The following is a 17163-nucleotide window of genomic DNA, read 5'->3' as shown; positions in this document are numbered from 1 at the left end:
CCTGAGGCCTTCGACCACGTTGTTGAACGCGTTCAAAGACTGTGTCGTCTCGCACTGTAGGCGCACGGCGAGGCCGATGGGGCCGCTGTGTCCGGAAGTTGGCCGAAGAGAGACGCGAAGCGCTCAGTCAATCCGTGTCATACCCACGTATCCAGCCACATCCGGGAGCGCCACTGGTCGATGGGGATCGCCGTGCCCGTGAACAGGGGCCAGAAGTAGATGAAGTTCCAGGCGATCAGCAGGACCAGGACGCCCGCGCTCGTCGCGCCGGCCACCCGGCGGGTGTCGCTCGCGCCCGGTGAGCCGACGATCGCGCCCAGCATCATCGCCACCGCCAGGCACAGGAACGGCACGAAGACCACGGCGTAGAAGAGGAAGATCGTGCGCTCCTGGTACAGGAACCACGGCAGATAGCCGGCCGCGATGCCGCAGGCGATCGCGCCCGCGCGCCAGTCGCGGCGGAAGAACCAGCGCCACAGCACGTAGACGATCGCGAAGCAGGCCAGCCACCACAGCAGCGGGGTGCCGATGGCCAGCACCTCGCGCGCGCACTTCTCGCCCGCGCCCACCGGGCAGCCGTCCTTGCCGGGCGCCGGGGACTCGTAGAAGTACGACACCGGGCGGCCCAGGACGATCCAGCTCCAGGGGTTGGACTGGTAGGTGTGCGGCGAGTGCAGGTTCAGGTGGAACTCGTACACCTCGTGCTCGTAGTGCCACAGGCTGCGCCACCAGTCCGGGAACAGCCAGGTCCAGCTGCCGCCCTTGCCGTCGGTGGCGGCCCAGTTGCGGTAGTAGCCGCCGCGGCCGTCCGCCGGGGACAGGATCCAGCCGGTCCAGGACGCGAGGTAGGTGACCAGCGCCACCGGCACGGTCGCGACGAACGCGAGCCCCACGTCGTGCTTGAGCACCGCCGTGTACGGGTGCCGGGCGCCCGCCACCTTGCGCGAGCCGACGTCCCACGCCACCGCCATCACGCAGAACGCCACCAGCACGTACAGGCCGTTCCACTTGGTGCCGATCGCCAGGCCCAGCATCAGGCCCGCCAGCCAGCGCCACGGCCGCAGGCCCAGGCGCGCGGTGTCCGCGGTGTGCGCGTGCGGGCGCACCCGGCCGTCGGCGTCCGCGGGCAGCGCCGCCGCGAGCCGCTCGCGCGCCTTGTCCCGGTCGACCACCAGACAACCGAACGCGGCCAGCACGAAGAACATCAGCACCCCGTCCAGCAGCGAGGTGCGGCTCATCACGAAGTGCAGCCCGTCCACCGCCATCAGCGCGCCCGCGAGACAGCCGAGGAAGGTGGAGCGGAAGAGCCGGCGGCCGATCCGGCACAGCATCAGCACGCTGAGCGTGCCGAGCAGCGCCGTCATGAACCGCCAGCCGAACGGGTCGAAGCCGAACAGCAGCTCGCCCAGGCCGATGACGTACTTGCCCACCGGCGGGTGCACCACGTACGCCGCGTCCGTGGGGATGTGGACATGGCCGTTCGCGGACAGGATCAGGTCGTTGGCGTTCTTGTCCCAGTTGACCTCGAAGCCGCGGTGGACGAGCGCCCAGGCGTCCTTGGCGTAGTACGTCTCGTCGAATATCACCGCCTTCGGGCTGCCCAGGTTCCAGAACCGGATCACGCCCGCCAGCAGCGTCACCAGCAGCGGGCCACCCCACCCGGACCAGCGGGCGAGCCGGTCGGCCATCACCGGCGGCACGCCCAGCAGGTGCCACAGCCGCGGGCTCGGCGCGGCGTACGGCGGCACGAGCCGGTCCCGTACGTCGGCGGCGGGGCCGCCCGCATAGCCGAAACGGCGCAGCCGCTGCTGCCAGGACGGCCCCTCGTCGTGCGGAGCCGTTCCCTGCCGGGTGTCCGTGGAGGACGCGGTACTGGTCACCGCGCCATCGTAGGGAACGGCGCTGTGTGAGTCCCGTGCATGGCCGGGATGCCCCTCCTCGCGGCGCGTCCTGGGAGGATGGGGGCGTGACTGGAACCCTTGTTTTGGCGGGCACCCCCATCGGCGACATCGCGGACGCGCCGCCGCGGCTCGCCGAGGAACTGGCCGGGGCGGACGTCGTCGCCGCCGAGGACACCCGGCGGCTGCGCCGGCTGACCCAGGCGCTCGGCGTGACGCCCAAGGGCCGCGTGGTGTCGTACTTCGAGGGCAACGAGTCCGCCCGCACGCCGGAGCTGGTGGAGGAGCTGGTGGGCGGCGCACGGGTGCTGCTCGTCACCGACGCGGGCATGCCGTCGGTGTCCGACCCCGGCTACCGGCTGGTCGCGGCGGCCGTCGAGCGGGACGTCAAGGTCACCGCCGTGCCCGGGCCGTCCGCCGTGCTGACCGCGCTCGCGCTGTCCGGGCTGCCGGTGGACCGCTTCTGCTTCGAGGGCTTCCTGCCCCGCAAGGCGGGCGAGCGGCTGTCGCGGCTGCGGGAGGTCGCCGGGGAGCGGCGCACGCTCGTCTACTTCGAGGCCCCGCACCGGCTCGACGACACCCTCGCCGCGATGGCCGAGGTGTTCGGCGCCGAGCGGCGCGCGGCGGTGTGCCGGGAGCTGACCAAGACGTACGAGGAGGTCAAGCGCGGTCCGCTCGGCGAGCTGGCGGCGTGGGCGGCCGAGGGCGTGCGCGGTGAGATCACGGTGGTCGTGGAGGGGGCGCCCGAGCGGGGCGCGCAGGAGGTGAGCGCGGAGGAGCTGGTGCGCCGGGTGCGCGTGCGCGAGGAGGCCGGGGAGCGCCGCAAGGAGGCCATCGCGGCGGTGGCGGCGGAGGCCGGGCTGCCCAAGCGACACGTGTTCGACGCGGTGGTGGCGGCGAAGAACGCCGCCGGCTGAGGCGGGCGGGCACGTCTCGACGAGCCCCGCGCGCGACCGGTGCGCGGGGGCGTACACCCGCTTACACCCCCTCTGAGCAGGGCGCATCTCGGCTGAGCGTGCGCCCCATGGCCGGGTAAACGCCCGTCGCCGATGGCAAAGCCGAAACGGACCGAACGGGTCACTTTCGGCAAGGAAGCTCCAAATCGGGTCCAACACTCGACAGGGCCCGTGCGTTTCAGGCCAGGGAAGCGTCCACTTGATGAAGGGAGCCATCGCCCCCATCCAGCGGACAACAGGAGCTGGCATGAGTGAGTTCACCGGCCCGACGGGCCTGCGCGGCGGCGCCACGGCCGTCGTCCACGAGTCGTATTCCTTCGCCTGCATGAGCTGCGGCCTCGGCTGGGAGCAGGCGTACGAGATAGAGCACCACAAGGACGCCGACGGTCAGGAGTTCGTGCGGTACGTCGCCGACGGCCGCGTCGTTCCCTCACCGCTGCAGCGGCCCCGGTGCCAGAACTGCGACAGCCACGTGATCCGCATCATGCGGCCCGGGAGCGTCGCCTCCATACGGGGCGTCTCGCACGACCAGCACCGGGTGCCGCCGGCCGGCCCCCTGGAGGTGCCGCAGGTCCCCCAGACGCCGCGCCGCCCGCAGGCGTCCGCCCCGGCCGCCCCCGTCGTCTCCGCCGAGCGCCGCCACTGGCACCTCTCCGACCTCCTGCACGCCCTCCACCTCCACCGCAAGGACGGCTGAGCGGCACGGCCGCGCGGCATGCCCCTTTCGTAGGATCGGGGCATGCCTGCCAACGCCCCCGACCCGGCCGACCCCCGCGACAAGAACGCCGCGCCGCCCCTCCCGGAGCCCCTGAGGGTTCCCGTCGCCGACTCCCACACCCACCTCGACATGCAGTCCGGCACGGTGGAGGAGGCGCTGGCGAAGGCCGCGTCGGTGGGCGTCACCACGGTCGTCCAGGTCGGCTGCGACCTGAACGGCTCGCGCTGGGCGGCCGAGACGGCGGCCCGCCACGACGCCGTCCACGCCACCGTCGCCCTTCACCCGAACGAGGCCCCGCGCATCGTCCACGGCGACCCCGAGGGCTGGTCCCGGCAGGGCGCGCGCCGGGCCGGCGGGGACGCGGCCCTCGACGAGGCGCTCGCCGAGATCGACCGGCTCGCCGCCCTCCCGCAGGTCAAGGGCGTCGGCGAGACCGGCCTCGACTACTTCCGCACCGGCCCGGAGGGCAAGGACGCCCAGGAGCGCTCCTTCCGCGCCCACATCGAGATCGCCAAGCGCCACGGCAAGACCCTCGTCATCCACGACCGCGACGCCCACGCCGACGTGCTGCGCGTGCTGAAGGAGGAGGGCGCCCCCGAGCGGACGGTGTTCCACTGCTACTCCGGGGACGCCGAGATGGCGGAGATCTGCGCGAGCGCCGGCTACTTCATGTCCTTCGCCGGGAACGTCACCTTCAAGAACGCCCAGAACCTGCGCGACGCCGTCAAGTTCGCCCCGCTGGAGCTGCTCCTCGTCGAGACGGACGCGCCCTTCCTGACGCCGGTGCCCTACCGGGGGCGGCCCAACGCGCCCTACCTGGTGCCCGTCACCGTGCGCGCGATGGCCGCCGTCCGCGGGATCGACGAGGACACGCTCGCGGCGGCGCTGGGGGAGAACACGGCCCGCGCCTTCGGCTACTGAGCATCTGTTCGCCACCCTCGGTAGCCGCGCCGCTTTGGAGAGTGACCGCCGCTCCGCTAGGTTCTGGGCCCGATCCGGACCCCTTCGGACCCTGGAGTGGCGGCGTGAACAACTCCCCGTACGCGTACCCGCAGTACTCGCCGTATCAGCCACCGCCGGAACCGGAGCCCGGGTGGCGGGAGCCGGAGGCCGCACCGCCGTGGCAGGACACGGCACCGCGGCCGGGATGGCCGGAGGGCTTCGACCCGTACACGGCGGAGACGCTCGGGTACGGGGAGGTGTACGGCGAGGTGTACGGCGCCGTCGCGGGGCCGGAGCCGGGCGGCGCCGCCGCGGCCGTCCCCGCCCCGGCCGTCGCGGCCCCCTTGGCCGCAGGCACCGGCATCGGCACGGGCACCGGCACCGGGGGCGTGGCGAACCGGCGGGCCGTGCGCCGGCGCCGGGCCCGGGCCGCCGAGCGCGCGGACAGCCCCGTGCGCCGGCTGCTGCCGCAGGCACTGGTCGTCGCGTTCCTCGCCGGCGGCACCACCGCCTTCGTCGCCAAGGACAAGGCGGTCGAGCTGACCGTCGACGGCGGGCGCACCCGCACCCTGCACACCTTCGCCGACGACGTGACGGAGCTGCTGGAGCAGGAGGGCGTCGACGTGGGCGCCCACGACGTCGTCGCCCCGGGCCGCGACGCGCCGCTGGAGGACGGGGACGAGGTCGCCGTCCGCTACGCGCGCCCCGTCCGGCTCACCCTGGACGGCCGGCCCCGCGAGGTGTGGACGACGGCCCGCACCGTGGAGGCGGCGCTCGCACAGCTCGGGGTGCGCGCGGAGGGCGCGTACCTGTCCGCCTCGCGCTCCCAGCGCATCGGCCGCGCCGGGCTCGCCCTCGACGTGCGCACCGAACGCGCCGTGACCGTGATGGCGGACGGTCAGGCCCGCACCGTCCGCACCAACGCCGCGACCGTGCGGGAGGCCGTCGAGGAGGCCGGGTTCACGCTGCGCGGGCAGGACACCACCTCGGTGGCGCCGGGCAGCTTCCCGCGGGACGGGCAGACCGTCACCGTGCTGCGGATCCGGGGCAGCCGGGAGGTGCGGGAGGAGGCCATCCCGTTCCTGGAGCGGCGCACCGCGGACCCGTCCCTCTTCCGCGGGACGGAGGTCGTCGACCAGCCCGGCCGCCCCGGCCTGCGCCGGGTGACGTACACCCTGCGGACCGTCAACGGCGTCCGGCTCAGACCGCGGCGGGAGCGCAGCGAGGTGGTGCGCGAGCCGCGCACGCAGATCGTGCGGGTGGGCACGAAACCGTTGCCGACGTCCGTGCGCGGCACCGACCGGCTGAACTGGCAGTCGCTCGCGGTCTGCGAGTCGGGCGGCCGGCCGGACGCGGTGGACCCGTCGGGGACGTACGGCGGGCTGTACCAGTTCGACACCCACACCTGGCACGCCCTCGGCGGCACCGGCCGCCCCCAGGACGCCCCGGCCGCGGAACAGACGTACCGCGCGAAGAAGCTCTACCTGCGCCGGGGCACCAGCCCCTGGCCCCACTGCGGCCCCCGCCTCCACGGCTGACCCACGCCCCGGCCCGCCTCCGGGCCCACCCAGGGCCGCACCCGGAAGGCTTCACGGCCCGCCGCATCGCGGGCCGCCGGAGCGCTGCCCTCGCCGTGGGGCCCCGGTACGGGGGGCCGCTGACGTGGGGTGTCGGGGCGGGGTGGCGGGACCCGTACCCTTGTCCCGTGAGTAGCCCCAGCCCCGACGCGCTGCTCGGGCCCGCCGATGTTCGTGAGCTTGCGGCAGCGCTCGGCGTGCGTCCCACCAAGCAGCGCGGACAGAACTTCGTCATCGACGCCAACACCGTCCGCCGGATCGTCCGCACCGCCGAGGTCCGCCCCGACGACGTCGTCGTCGAGGTCGGCCCGGGGCTCGGCTCCCTCACCCTCGCGCTGCTGGAGGTCGCCGACCGGGTCACCGCCGTCGAGATCGACGACGTCCTCGCGGCCGCGCTGCCGGCGACGATCGCCGCGCGCATGCCCGAGCGCGCCGAGCGGTTCGCGCTGGTGCACTCCGACGCCATGCACGTCACCGAGCTGCCCGGCCCGCCGCCTACCGCGCTCGTCGCGAACCTGCCGTACAACGTGGCCGTCCCCGTGCTGCTGCACATGCTCGACACCTTCCCGAGCATCGAGCGCACCCTCGTCATGGTCCAGGCCGAGGTCGCCGACCGGCTCGCCGCGGGCCCCGGCTCGAAGGTGTACGGCGTGCCGTCCGTGAAGGCGAACTGGTACGCCGAGGTGAAGCGGGCCGGCGCCATCGGGCGGAACGTCTTCTGGCCCGCGCCGAACGTCGACAGCGGCCTGGTCTCCCTGGTGCGGCGCACCGAGCCGATCAAGACGACGGCGTCCAAGGCGGAGGTGTTCGCCGTGGTCGACGCGGCCTTCGCGCAGCGCCGCAAGACACTGCGCGCGGCGCTCGCCGGATGGGCCGGATCGGCGGCGGCCGCCGAGGCGGCGCTGGTCGCGGCGGGCGTGTCCCCGCAGGCGCGCGGGGAGGCGCTGACCGTGGAGGAGTTCGCGAGGATCGCCGAGCACAAGGGGGGCGCCGAGTGAGCGTGACGGTCCGCGTCCCCGCCAAGGTCAACGTCCAGCTCGCCGTCGGCGCGGCCCGCCCGGACGGCTTCCACGACCTGGCCAACGTCTTTCTCGCGGTCGGCCTGTACGACGAGGTCACGGTGACCCCGGCCGAGGAGCTGCGGGTCACCTGCGAAGGCCCGGACGCCGGCCAGGTGCCGCTGGACGAGACGAACCTCGCCGCCCGCGCGGCGATCGCCCTCGCCCGGCGTGCGGGGATCGAGCCGGCCGTGCACCTCCACATCGCCAAGGACATCCCGGTCGCCGGGGGCATGGCGGGCGGCAGCGCGGACGGCGCGGGCGCCCTGCTGGCCTGCGAGACGCTGTGGAACACCGGCGCCACCCGCGAGGAGCTGCTGGACATCTGCGCCGAGCTGGGCAGCGACGTGCCGTTCAGCCTGGTCGGCGGGGCGGCGCTGGGCGTCGGCCGGGGCGAGCGGCTGACGCCGCTGGAGGTCGGCGGCACCTCCCACTGGGTCTTCGCGATGGCCGAGCGCGGCCTGTCGACACCGGCGGTGTTCCGCGAGTTCGACCGCCTGACGGCGGGCCGTGACATCCCCGAGCCGACGGCCTCCAACGATGTCCTGGACGCCCTCGCCAAGGGCGACCCGGACGCCCTGGCGGCAGCGGCCACCAACGACCTCCAGCCGGCCGCCCTGTCCCTCTACCCGGACCTGACGGCCACGCTGGCGGCGGGCCGGTCGGCGGGAGCCCTCACCGCCCTGGTGTCGGGCTCCGGGCCGACCACCGCGTTCCTGGTACGTGACGCCGCCTCCGCGGACGAGGTGGCGGAGGCGCTGCGGGCGTCCGGCACCTGCCGGAGCGTGCGGGTGGCGTCGGGCGCGGCGCCCGGGGCGACGGCGATCTGACCCGCCGCCCGCTCGCGGACGTTCCCGGGGGCGCGAAGGCCGACGACGGTTCGCGACGTCGTCACGCAGCGTGAGCGCACCCGTGCGCGACGCCGCCGTCCCCGCAGGGCCTACCCTTGAAGGCTGATCGATCCCCCGGGCAGGAGTGAAATGGCCGTCAACCTGGTCAATGTCGAGAACGTCAGCAAGGTGTACGGCACCCGTGCGCTGCTGGACGGTGTGTCGCTCGGCGTGTCCGAGGGGGACCGGATCGGGGTCGTCGGCCGCAACGGCGACGGCAAGACCACCCTGATCCGGATGCTCGCCAAGCTGGAGGAGACCGACACCGGCCGGGTCACGCACTCCGGCGGGCTGCGCCTCGGCGTGCTCACCCAGCACGACTCCCTCGACCCGGAGGCGACCGTCCGGCACGAGGTCATCGGCGACATGGCCGATCACGAGTGGGCGGGCAACTCGAAGGTCAGGGACGTGCTGACCGGGCTGTTCGGCGGGCTGGACCTGCCGGGCTTCCCCAAGGGCCTCGACACCGTCATCGGGCCGCTCTCCGGTGGGGAGCGGCGCCGTATCGCGCTGGCCAAGCTGCTCATCGAGGAGCAGGACCTGATCGTCCTGGACGAGCCCACCAACCACCTCGACGTGGAGGGCATCGCCTGGCTCGCCGAGCACCTGCGCAACCGGCGCTCGGCGCTGGTGTGCGTCACCCACGACCGGTGGTTCCTCGACCAGGTCTGCACCCGCATGTGGGACGTGCAGCGCGGTGACGTGTACGAGTACGAGGGCGGCTACTCCGACTACGTCTTCGCGCGGGCCGAGCGCGAGCGGATCGCGGCCACCGAGGAGGCCAAGCGGCAGAACCTGATCCGCAAGGAGCTGGCCTGGCTGCGGCGCGGCGCCCCCGCGCGGACGTCCAAGCCGCGCTTCCGCGTCGAGGCCGCCAACGAGCTGATCGCGGACGTGCCGCCGCCCCGGGACAGCTCCGAGCTGATGAAGTTCGCCTCCTCGCGGCTCGGCAAGACCGTGTTCGATCTCGAGGACGTCACCGTGCAGGCCGGGCCGAAGGTGCTGCTGAAGCACGTGACGTGGCAGCTCGGCCCGGGTGACCGCATCGGTCTCGTCGGCGTCAACGGCGCCGGGAAGACCTCGCTGCTGCGGGCCATGGCCGCCGCTGCCCGCACCGAGGGCGAGGCACAGCCCGCGGGCGGCCGGATCGCCGTCGGCAAGACCGTCAAGCTCGCCTACCTCTCCCAGGAGGTCGCCGAGCTGAACCCGACCACGCGGGTGCTGGAGGCCGTGCAGGAGGTCCGCGAGCGCGTCGACCTCGGCAAGGGCCGCGAGATGACCGCCGGTCAGCTGTGCGAGACGTTCGGCTTCAACAAGGAGAAGCAGTGGACGCCCGTCGGTGACCTCTCCGGCGGTGAGCGGCGCCGGCTGCAGCTGCTGCGGCTGCTGATGGACGAGCCGAACGTCCTCTTCCTCGACGAGCCCACCAACGACCTCGACATCGAGACCCTCACCCAGCTGGAGGACCTGCTCGACGGCTGGCCCGGCTCGATGATCGTCATCTCCCACGACCGGTTCTTCGTCGAGCGCACCACGGACCGGGTGTTCGCGCTGCTCGGCGACGGCACGCTGCGGATGCTGCCGCGCGGCATCGACGAGTACCTGGAGCGGCGCCGGCGCATGGAGGAGGCGGTCGCCGCGCAGACCGCCGCCGCCGCGCCCAAGCCGGCCGGCACCGAGAAGAGCGCCGCCGACCAGCGCGCCGCCAAGAAGGAACTGCAGAAGATCGAGCGGCAGCTGGACAAGGTCTCCGAGCGGGAGGCCAAGCTGCACGCGCAGATCGCCGAGAACGCCACGGACTTCGCGAAGGTGGCCGAACTCGACGCGGAACTGCGGGAGCTGGCGGGGCAGCGCGAGGAGCTGGAACTGCGCTGGCTGGAACTGGCCGAGGACGCCTGACCGTTCACCCGCCGGTCGTTCGGGGCCCCTGACCGTTCGGGGCCCCTGACGTTCGCGCGCCCGCCCGTTCCGGCGCCCGGTCAGGGGCCGCATGCGTTCCGCGCGCATGTCGCGTGAAGGGGGCGTGAAGGCGCGTAACGAGGGCATCACGGGCCGGTTCTCCGTTGGGAACAGGCCCCGGCGCAGCTCGGTGGACTGTCGGCGGCGGGTGATAGAAAGGGCCGTCTGAGAACTGTCTGTCGAACGACTCTGGGTCCATCGCGTACCTCAGGGCGTGGGTGAAAATCAGTGAGGTAGGGGGAGACGCTGATGACTCAGCCGCCCAATCAGCCGCCGCAGCAAGGCGGGTTCGGACCGCCGCAGGACCAGCCGCCGCAGCCCGGCGGCGGGTTCGGGGCCCCGCAGAGTCCGCCGCCCCCGCAGGGGCCGCCGGCCGGCGCCCCGCAGACCCCGCCCCCGCCGCAGACCCCACCCGCCGGCCCGCCGCAGCCGGGGTACGGCTACCCGCAGCAGCCCGGCCCCTACGGCCAGCCGAGCGGTCCCTACGGGGCCCCCGGCGCCCCGGGCACACCGCCCGCGCCCGGCCCCTACGGCCAGCAGCCCGGGCCGTACGGCCCGCCGCAGCAACCCGGCCCCTACGGCCAGCCGCAGCCCGGCTACGGCTACCCGCCCCAGCCGCCGTACCCCGGCGCGCCCGGCGCCCCGGGCACCCCGCCCGGCGGCCGCGGCCCCTTCAAGGGCAAGCCGCTCGCCGTCATCGGCGCCGCCGTCGCCGCGCTGCTCGTCATCGGCGGCACCGTGTGGGCGGTCAGCGGAGGGGACGACGACCCGCAGAAGAAGCCGGTCTCCCAGCAGAGCGACGACCCGAAGCCGACCGGCTCCGAGAGCCCCACCGGCGACCGCGGCGGCGACGACCCCGAGGACCTCAACGCCGGCCGCCAGCCCGGCGAGGCGAAGGTGCTGTGGTACCAGTCGGCCCCCGACGCGCCCAAGGGCGGCGCGGACGCGCCCGGCCTGTGGATCACCGACAAGGTCGCCGTCAAGGCCGCCTACAAGCAGGTCTTCGGCTACAACATCAGCGACGGCAAGCCCGCCTGGACCCCCCTCACCTTCGCGTCGAAGATCTGCGCGGCCACCCGGGAGAAGACGGCCGACAACAAGATCGTCATCGCGTACATGGACGGCACCAGCGAACGCGCCAAGTGCAACCAGCTCCAGGAGATCGACCTCGCCACCGGCCAGAAGGGCTGGACCGGCGCGATCGACGACGGCGCCCTGTTCGACAGCGCCCTCAACGTCGAGCTGACGATCGCCGGTGACACGCTGATGGTCGGGCGCTCCCAGTCCGGCGTGGCCCTCGACGTGCACACCGGCCACAAGCTGTACGACAAGAAGCGCTACGGCTCCGCCTGCTTCCCCTCCGCCTTCGCCGGCAGCGCGAACAAGCTGATCCAGGTGGCCAGTTGCGGCGCGATGACCTCCAACGAGCACGAGGAGCTCCAGGGCCTCAACCCCAAGACGGGGGCGGTGCTGTGGACCCAGCCGCTGGAGAAGGGCTGGGAGGTCAAGAAGGTCTTCTCCATGGACCCGCTGGTCGTCTACCTCACCAATGAGGACAAGAAGGTCTGGGACATGGTGGTCCTGCAGGCCGACGGCAAGCTGCGCACCCACGTCAACGTCAACGAGAAGTTCGACTTCCAGTGCGGCTGGAGCATCTTCCAGCGCGACCTGCGCGGCTGTGCCGGCACCGCCGTCGGCGGCGACACGCTCTACCTGCCCACCGACGCCACCACCGGCGCCAACGAGGTCGTCGCCGTCAGCCTCGCCAACGGCAAGGAGAAGTGGCGGGTGAAGTCCCCGGCGGACGAGTCGATGCTGCCGATGCGGGTCGACGGCAACCAGCTCGTCGCCTACGTGCAGCCGTCCTACGATGCGGGCGGCCAGGTGGTGGCCGTGCCGACGGCCGGCACCGCGCACCAGCCGGCCAAGCTGCTGCAGCTGCCCGCGGCCACCGCGGAGATCGAGAACGGCTTCTTCTCCAAGATCTACGACTGGGTCGACGGACGCTTCTACATCGCGACCACGCGACTGGGCGGCGACGCCGACACGAAGGAGAAGCTGATGCTCGCCTTCGGCAAGTGAGCCGGGTGCGGGGCCCGTCGCCGGGCCCCGCCCGCCCCCCTGCGCTTCTCCGCCCGTCCGTCCGCCCCGCCGACGACGCCGTCGTCCGACCCGAGGTACCCACGCCATGACCCAGCCGCCCCCGCCCCCGAACCAGCCCCCGCAGCCTCCGCAGCAGCCGGGCGGCTACGGCACGCCGCAGCCCGCCCAGCCGCCGGCGGCCCCGCAGACCCCGCCCGCGGCCCCGGCCGGCCCGCCGGCTCCGGGCGCGGCGCCGAACCTGAACAAGTCCCCGCAGCCCGCCCCGGGGTACGGCTACCCGCAGCAGCCGCCGCAGGCCGCGCCGCAACCGCAGCAGCCGCCGCAGGCCGCTCCCCAGACGCCGCAGCCCCCGCAGGGCGCGCCGCAGACGCCTCCGCCGCCGATGCCCGGGCAGCAGCCGTCGCAGCCGCAGCCGGGGTACGGCTACCCGCAGGCCGGGCAGCCCCCGCAGCAGCCGCCGGCGCCGCCCGGGTACGGCTACCCGGGTCAGCCGCAGCCGCCGTACGGTCAGCAGCCCGGGTACGGCTACCCGCAGCCCGCCACCACCCCCATGCAGCCGCAGGCATCGCCGGGCGGCGGGCGCAAGGTCAACCCGCAGATCGCGATCATCGTCGCGGCCGTCGTGGCGTGCGCGCTGATCATCGGCAGCGGTGTCTGGTACTCGAACTCCAAGGGCAAGGACGACACCGCCAGCTCCGCCGGCCCCACCGGCGGCGGCAGCGGCGGCTCGGCCGGCGGCGGTGGCGGCAGCGAGAAGGTGCCGGACAACCCGGCCTCGCGCGTGCTGTTCCAGGTGCCCATGCCGGCGGTCGCCGACGACGACAGCGTCAGCGTGAACGGCTCCTGGCTCACCGACAAGGTGTACGCCAAGGCGGGCGTCGCCGAGATCGTCGGCTACGACCCGGTCAAGGGCAGCAAGCTGTGGTCGATCCCGCTGCCGGGCCCGGTGTGCACGGCCAGCAAGCACGCCTCCGCCGACGGCAAGGCGGCCATCGTCTTCGAACCGGCGATGCCGACCAAGGACAAGCCGTCGCACGGCTGCAGCCAGGTCGCCGCCCTCGACCTGACGACCGGCCGCAAGCTGTGGACGCAGACGGCGAAGAACAGCGACGAGCTCGCCACCTTCGACAACGTCACCCTCAGCGGCGGCACCGTCGCCGCGGGCGGCCTGGACGGCGGCGCCGCCTGGGACGCCGTCACCGGCAAGTCGCTGTGGGCCCCGAAGGCCGCCGACACCTGCGAGGACGCCGGGTACGGCGGCGGCGAGAAGCTGGTCGCGGTGCGCAAGTGCGGGTCGTACGACAACCCGACGATCCACATCCAGACCATCGACCCGAAGTCCGGGAAGGTGTTCTCCGACTACAAGATGTCCGCGGGCATCGACGACGCGGCCGTCGTCTCCACGAACCCGCTCGTCGTCGGCGCCGACGTCGGTGACACCGGCAACGGCAGCGGCGTGTCCGACATCTTCTCCATCGACAACGCCACCGGGCAGCTCAAGGCGCGCATCTCCCTGTCCGGCGACGGCTACGCGGAGACCTGCGACACCCTCGACGAGGTCGAGAACTGCCACGGGCTCGTCGTCGGCAACGGCAAGCTGTACGTCTCCACCGAGGAGCACGACGGCACCGGCGACCACGGCCGCACCAACGAGATCGTCGCCTTCGACCTGACCACCGGCAAGCAGACCGGTCAGCGCGCGGACGCCGGCGACGGCTACACGTACACGCCACTGCGCATGGACGGCTCCAACGTCATCGCCTACAAGCGGCCGCCGTACGACAAGGGCGGGCAGGTCGTCAGCATCGACGGCACCACCTTCAAGGCGACGACCCTGCTGGAGAACCCGGCCACGGAGTCGGTGCGCGACGTGGAGACCAGCATGCTGCCGGACCACGCGGAGCTGATCTTCGCGAACGGCCGGCTCTACATGGCCGACGTCTTCGCCCGCAAGCCCACCGCGGGCGACCGGAACTACCTGGCGATCGCCTTCGGTCCGCAGTGACCCCCGGGTGACCCGCGCGGTGCGGCCCCGTCCCTGCTCAGGGGGCGGGGCCGTTCGCGTACCGCTCATCCGTTCCCCAAAGTGAGGAATTTCGGCGATCCGGGGCACTTCTCGCCCCGTTGGGGGAGCGCGACGTCGAACAAGCGTGTAGCTTCCGGGGGCATGGAACGGGGGGAACTGGGGGGTTCTCTTGGGAGCGCGGCTGATGGTGGTCGACGACCACCGACTGCACGCCGAGGCGCTGGCCTCGGCGCTGAAGTTGCGGGGGCACCGGGTGCTCGCCGCGGCGGCCCCCGCCGCGGGGGCGGCGGAGCTGGTGATCTCGCGCGCGCCGGAGGTGTGCCTGCTGGGGACGGCCGCGCCGGCCGAGCCCGGGGTGTTCGACCCGGTGGCGCGGATCCGGCGGGAGCGGCCGCAGGTGGCGGTGGTGGTGCTGGGCCCGGTGCCGAGCCCGCGCGGGATCGCGGCCGCGTTCGCGGCCGGGGCGTGCGGCTACGTACGGCACGACGAGCGCATCGAGGGCGTCGAGCGGGCGATCATGAAGGCGCGGACCGGGGAGGCGGCGGTGGCGCCGGCGCTGCTGCAGCAGGCGTTCGGGGAGCTGCTGCATCCGGCGGCGCAGCCGGACGACGAGGGGCAGCGGCTGCGGTCGCTGCTGACGCAGCGGGAGCTGGAGGTGCTGGTACGGGTTGCCGACGGGGAGGACACGCGGGTGATCGCGGCGGGGATGGGGATCGCGCCGTCCACGGCCCGGACGCATGTGCAGCGGGTGCTGATGAAGCTGGGGGTGGGGTCGCGACTGGAAGCGGCGGCGCTGGCCGCGCGGACCGGACTGCTGGACCCGGCGGGGCGTCTCGACCCCGGTGAGTGAACGCCGTGGGGTGGGCTGCACGACTGCCCGCGGCTGGAGCGAGCGGGACTGCAACGCCCTGGGGGCGCGGGGAACTGCGCGATCGGCCACGACGGGCCCGCAGCCGGCAATCCACCCGCGCCCCCTACGGAGTCACTCCGACTCGTCCTTCGTCGGTACCGGCGGTGCCGTGGGACGGAGCTTCAGCCAGGCCAGGAAGAACAGGCCCAGGAGCAGCATCCCCACGCCCGTCCACAGGTTGATGTTCACGCCCTGCGCCTTCGCGATCGTCGCGTCGGAGTCCGTCAGCCCCGTGATCGTGACGATCACGCCGTAGACCACGAACAGCCCGCCGATGATGCGCCGGATGTCGAACAGCCGCGCCGCGGTCGCCGACTTGCCCTCCAGCTCGGTGACTTCGCGCTGCACGTCCCGCTCGGAGTACTCGTGGCGCTCGGGACGCCCGGAATTGTCAGTCATGCTCTCTCACTCCTCCGCGGGCTCAGAACGAGAACGGGATGTAGCAGGCGGCGGCCAGTACGATCGCGCCCCAGCCGAGCAGCGCCGGCCGGCGGTACCACGCGTCGTCCCCGGCCGCGGGCGGCTCGGCCATGCCGGGCGACCGGGTGCCGTAGACCAGCCCCTGCAGTTCCTCGGCCGGCTTGGGCTTGGTGAACAGGGACACCCCGACCATGACCACCGCGCCCGCGACGAAGCCGGCGATCGCGGAGACGAAGTTGGCGCCCTGGTCGGAGGGGATGTCGATGACGCCCTGCTTGTAGATCCAGAAGTAGTTCAGCATGGCGACCGTCGTGCCGGCGAGCAGGCCCCAGAAGCCGGACTTGACCGAGGCCCGCTTCCAGAACATGCCGATGATGAAGACGACGAACATCGGCACGTTGAAGAAGGAGAACAGGGTCTGCAGGTAGGCCATGATGTTGGAGAACGACGAGGCCAGGAACGCCGTGCCGATGGACGCGAGCACACCGATCGCGGTGATCAGCCGGCCGAAGCGCACGTAGTAGGAGTCCTCGCGGTCCTTCACCACGTACTTGGCCCAGATGTCGGTGGTGAACACGGTGTTGAAGGACGACACGTTGGCCGCCATGCCGGCCATGAACGCGGCGAGCAGACCGGTGACGGCGATGCCGAGGACGCCGTTGGGCAGCAGCTGCTCCATCAGGTACGGGATGGCGTCGTTGTACTGCAGGTCGGAGCCGGAGGTGCCGATCTTCGGCACCAGGACCGCGGCGACCAGGCCCGGGATCATCACCAGGAAGACGATGAAGATCTTCGGGAACGCGGCGATCAGCGGCGTGCGCTGGGCGGCGGAGAGGTTCTTCGCGGACAGGGCGCGCTGCACCTCGGCGAAGTTGGTCGTCCAGTAGCCGAAGGAGAGGACGAAGCCGAGGCCCAGCACGATGGTCAGCCAGTTCGCGCCCAGCGGGTTGGCGTGGCCGATGCCGGTGCCGCCCCAGGAGGTGAGGAAGTCACCGCCGTGGCTCTTGGTGAGGGAGTCGGACAGGCCGTCCCAGCCGCCGACCTTCTTCAGGCCGAGCACGGTGATCGGGATGAGGGCGGCGAGGATCACGAAGAACTGCAGCACCTCGTTGTAGATCGCCGAGGACAGGCCGCCGAGGGTGATGTAGGCGAGGACGAAGAAGCCGGCGACGACGATGGCGACCCACTGCGGCCAGCCGAGCAGCGCCTCGACGACGATCGCCAGGGCGTAGAGGTTCACACCGGCGATCAGGATGGCGGCCAGGGCGAACAGGATCGAACTCAGCAGATGTGCCCACTTGTCGAACCGCAGCAGCAGGAACTCGGGGACCGAGCGGACCTTGCTGCCGTAGTAGAAGGGCATCATCACCAGGCCGAGGAAGACCATGGCGGGGATGGCGCCGATCCAGTACCAGTGGGTGGTGTACACGCCGTACTGCGCGCTGTTGGCCGCCATGCCGAGGATCTCGGTGGCGCCGAGGTTGGCCGCGATGAAGGCGAGTCCCGTCACCCATGCGGGCAGGGACCGTCCGGACAGGAAGAAGTCCAGGCTCGTCTTCACCGACCGGCGGGCGGCGAAGCCGATGCCGAGCACGACCACGAAGTAGATCGCGAGGATCGTGTAGTCGAGCCAGTTCGTGGGGAGCCGTAGCTCCGCGGCCAGATAGGTGGGGGTCTGCATAAGCACTCGCTTCGTTGCGCGAACT

At 72.7% G+C, this 17163-nt stretch carries 13 protein-coding genes; 10 read left to right on the top strand and 3 right to left on the bottom strand.

The window, feature by feature from the left end; translation table 11 throughout:
- Nucleotides 1-137 precede the first annotated feature (137 nt).
- Complete coding sequence (locus tag ACF1AL_RS28535; RefSeq protein WP_391828024.1) at nt 138-1880, bottom strand: dolichyl-phosphate-mannose--protein mannosyltransferase; 1743 nt, start codon at nt 1878-1880, stop codon at nt 138-140.
- A gap of 86 nt (nt 1881-1966) precedes the next feature.
- Between ACF1AL_RS28535 and rsmI the strand changes: the two genes are divergently transcribed.
- The 10 genes from rsmI (at nt 1967) to ACF1AL_RS28485 (ending at nt 14977) form a co-directional block, all read left to right on the top strand.
- Entirely contained in the window at nt 1967-2815 is an 849-nt protein-coding gene (rsmI, locus tag ACF1AL_RS28530; RefSeq protein ID WP_366835630.1) for a 16S rRNA (cytidine(1402)-2'-O)-methyltransferase, read from the top strand.
- A 286-nt stretch (nt 2816-3101) separates the two neighbouring features.
- Nucleotides 3102-3551, top strand: a complete 450-nt coding sequence (locus ACF1AL_RS28525; RefSeq protein WP_384211738.1) for a hypothetical protein — start codon at nt 3102-3104, stop codon at nt 3549-3551.
- A gap of 42 nt (nt 3552-3593) precedes the next feature.
- Complete coding sequence (locus ACF1AL_RS28520; RefSeq protein WP_391828022.1) at nt 3594-4493, top strand: TatD family hydrolase; 900 nt, start codon at nt 3594-3596, stop codon at nt 4491-4493.
- Between the two features lie 104 nt (nt 4494-4597).
- On the top strand, nt 4598-6052 hold the full coding sequence (locus ACF1AL_RS28515; protein WP_391828020.1) for a ubiquitin-like domain-containing protein: 1455 nt from the start codon (nt 4598-4600) through the stop codon (nt 6050-6052).
- Nucleotides 6053-6219: 167 nt separating this feature from the next.
- Complete coding sequence (rsmA, locus tag ACF1AL_RS28510; RefSeq protein ID WP_366835634.1) at nt 6220-7089, top strand: 16S rRNA (adenine(1518)-N(6)/adenine(1519)-N(6))-dimethyltransferase RsmA; 870 nt, start codon at nt 6220-6222, stop codon at nt 7087-7089.
- Nucleotides 7086-7979 carry a 4-(cytidine 5'-diphospho)-2-C-methyl-D-erythritol kinase gene (locus tag ACF1AL_RS28505; protein ID WP_391828018.1) on the top strand — a complete coding sequence of 298 codons (894 nt, stop codon included), beginning with the start codon at nt 7086-7088 and terminating at the stop codon, nt 7977-7979. The genes rsmA and ACF1AL_RS28505 overlap by 4 nt, the downstream gene beginning before the upstream one ends.
- A gap of 150 nt (nt 7980-8129) precedes the next feature.
- Nucleotides 8130-9938: an ABC-F family ATP-binding cassette domain-containing protein gene (locus tag ACF1AL_RS28500; protein ID WP_391828016.1), complete on the top strand. Its 1809-nt coding sequence runs from the start codon at nt 8130-8132 to the stop codon at nt 9936-9938.
- Between the two features lie 309 nt (nt 9939-10247).
- Nucleotides 10248-12080: a PQQ-binding-like beta-propeller repeat protein gene (locus tag ACF1AL_RS28495; RefSeq protein ID WP_391780639.1), complete on the top strand. Its 1833-nt coding sequence runs from the start codon at nt 10248-10250 to the stop codon at nt 12078-12080.
- Between the two features lie 106 nt (nt 12081-12186).
- Entirely contained in the window at nt 12187-14106 is a 1920-nt protein-coding gene (locus ACF1AL_RS28490; RefSeq protein ID WP_391828014.1) for a PQQ-binding-like beta-propeller repeat protein, read from the top strand.
- A 190-nt stretch (nt 14107-14296) separates the two neighbouring features.
- Nucleotides 14297-14977: a LuxR C-terminal-related transcriptional regulator gene (locus ACF1AL_RS28485; RefSeq protein WP_384211753.1), complete on the top strand. Its 681-nt coding sequence runs from the start codon at nt 14297-14299 to the stop codon at nt 14975-14977.
- 132 nt (nt 14978-15109) lie between these two features.
- Here the strand turns inward: ACF1AL_RS28485 and ACF1AL_RS28480 are convergent, their stop codons facing one another.
- Nucleotides 15110-15436, bottom strand: a complete 327-nt coding sequence (locus tag ACF1AL_RS28480; RefSeq protein ID WP_366835640.1) for a hypothetical protein — start codon at nt 15434-15436, stop codon at nt 15110-15112.
- Nucleotides 15437-15458: 22 nt separating this feature from the next.
- Nucleotides 15459-17138 (bottom strand): sodium:solute symporter family protein, encoded by a 1680-nt coding sequence (locus tag ACF1AL_RS28475; protein WP_366835641.1) that lies wholly within the window; start codon nt 17136-17138, stop codon nt 15459-15461.
- Nucleotides 17139-17163: the final 25 nt, after the last annotated feature.

The organism is Streptomyces sp. NPDC014801, from assembly GCF_043082085.1.
Taxonomy (GTDB): domain Bacteria; phylum Actinomycetota; class Actinomycetes; order Streptomycetales; family Streptomycetaceae; genus Streptomyces.
The sequence above is the reverse complement of the archived record's forward strand: the minus strand, read 5'-3'. Positions and strand labels throughout refer to the sequence as shown.

Bases quoted from the DNA above. Each gene is read 5' to 3' on its own strand.
- ACF1AL_RS28525 (WP_384211738.1), top strand. From the start codon at position 3,102: ATGAGTGAGTTCACCGGCCCGACGGGCCTGCGCGGCGGCGCCACGGCC.
- ACF1AL_RS28520 (WP_391828022.1), top strand. From the start codon at position 3,594: ATGCCTGCCAACGCCCCCGACCCGGCCGACCCCCGCGACAAGAACGCC.
- ACF1AL_RS28500 (WP_391828016.1), top strand. From the start codon at position 8,130: ATGGCCGTCAACCTGGTCAATGTCGAGAACGTCAGCAAGGTGTACGGC.
- ACF1AL_RS28495 (WP_391780639.1), top strand. From the start codon at position 10,248: ATGACTCAGCCGCCCAATCAGCCGCCGCAGCAAGGCGGGTTCGGACCG.
- ACF1AL_RS28490 (WP_391828014.1), top strand. From the start codon at position 12,187: ATGACCCAGCCGCCCCCGCCCCCGAACCAGCCCCCGCAGCCTCCGCAG.
- ACF1AL_RS28480 (WP_366835640.1), bottom strand. From the start codon at position 15,436: ATGACTGACAATTCCGGGCGTCCCGAGCGCCACGAGTACTCCGAGCGG.
- ACF1AL_RS28475 (WP_366835641.1), bottom strand. From the start codon at position 17,138: ATGCAGACCCCCACCTATCTGGCCGCGGAGCTACGGCTCCCCACGAAC.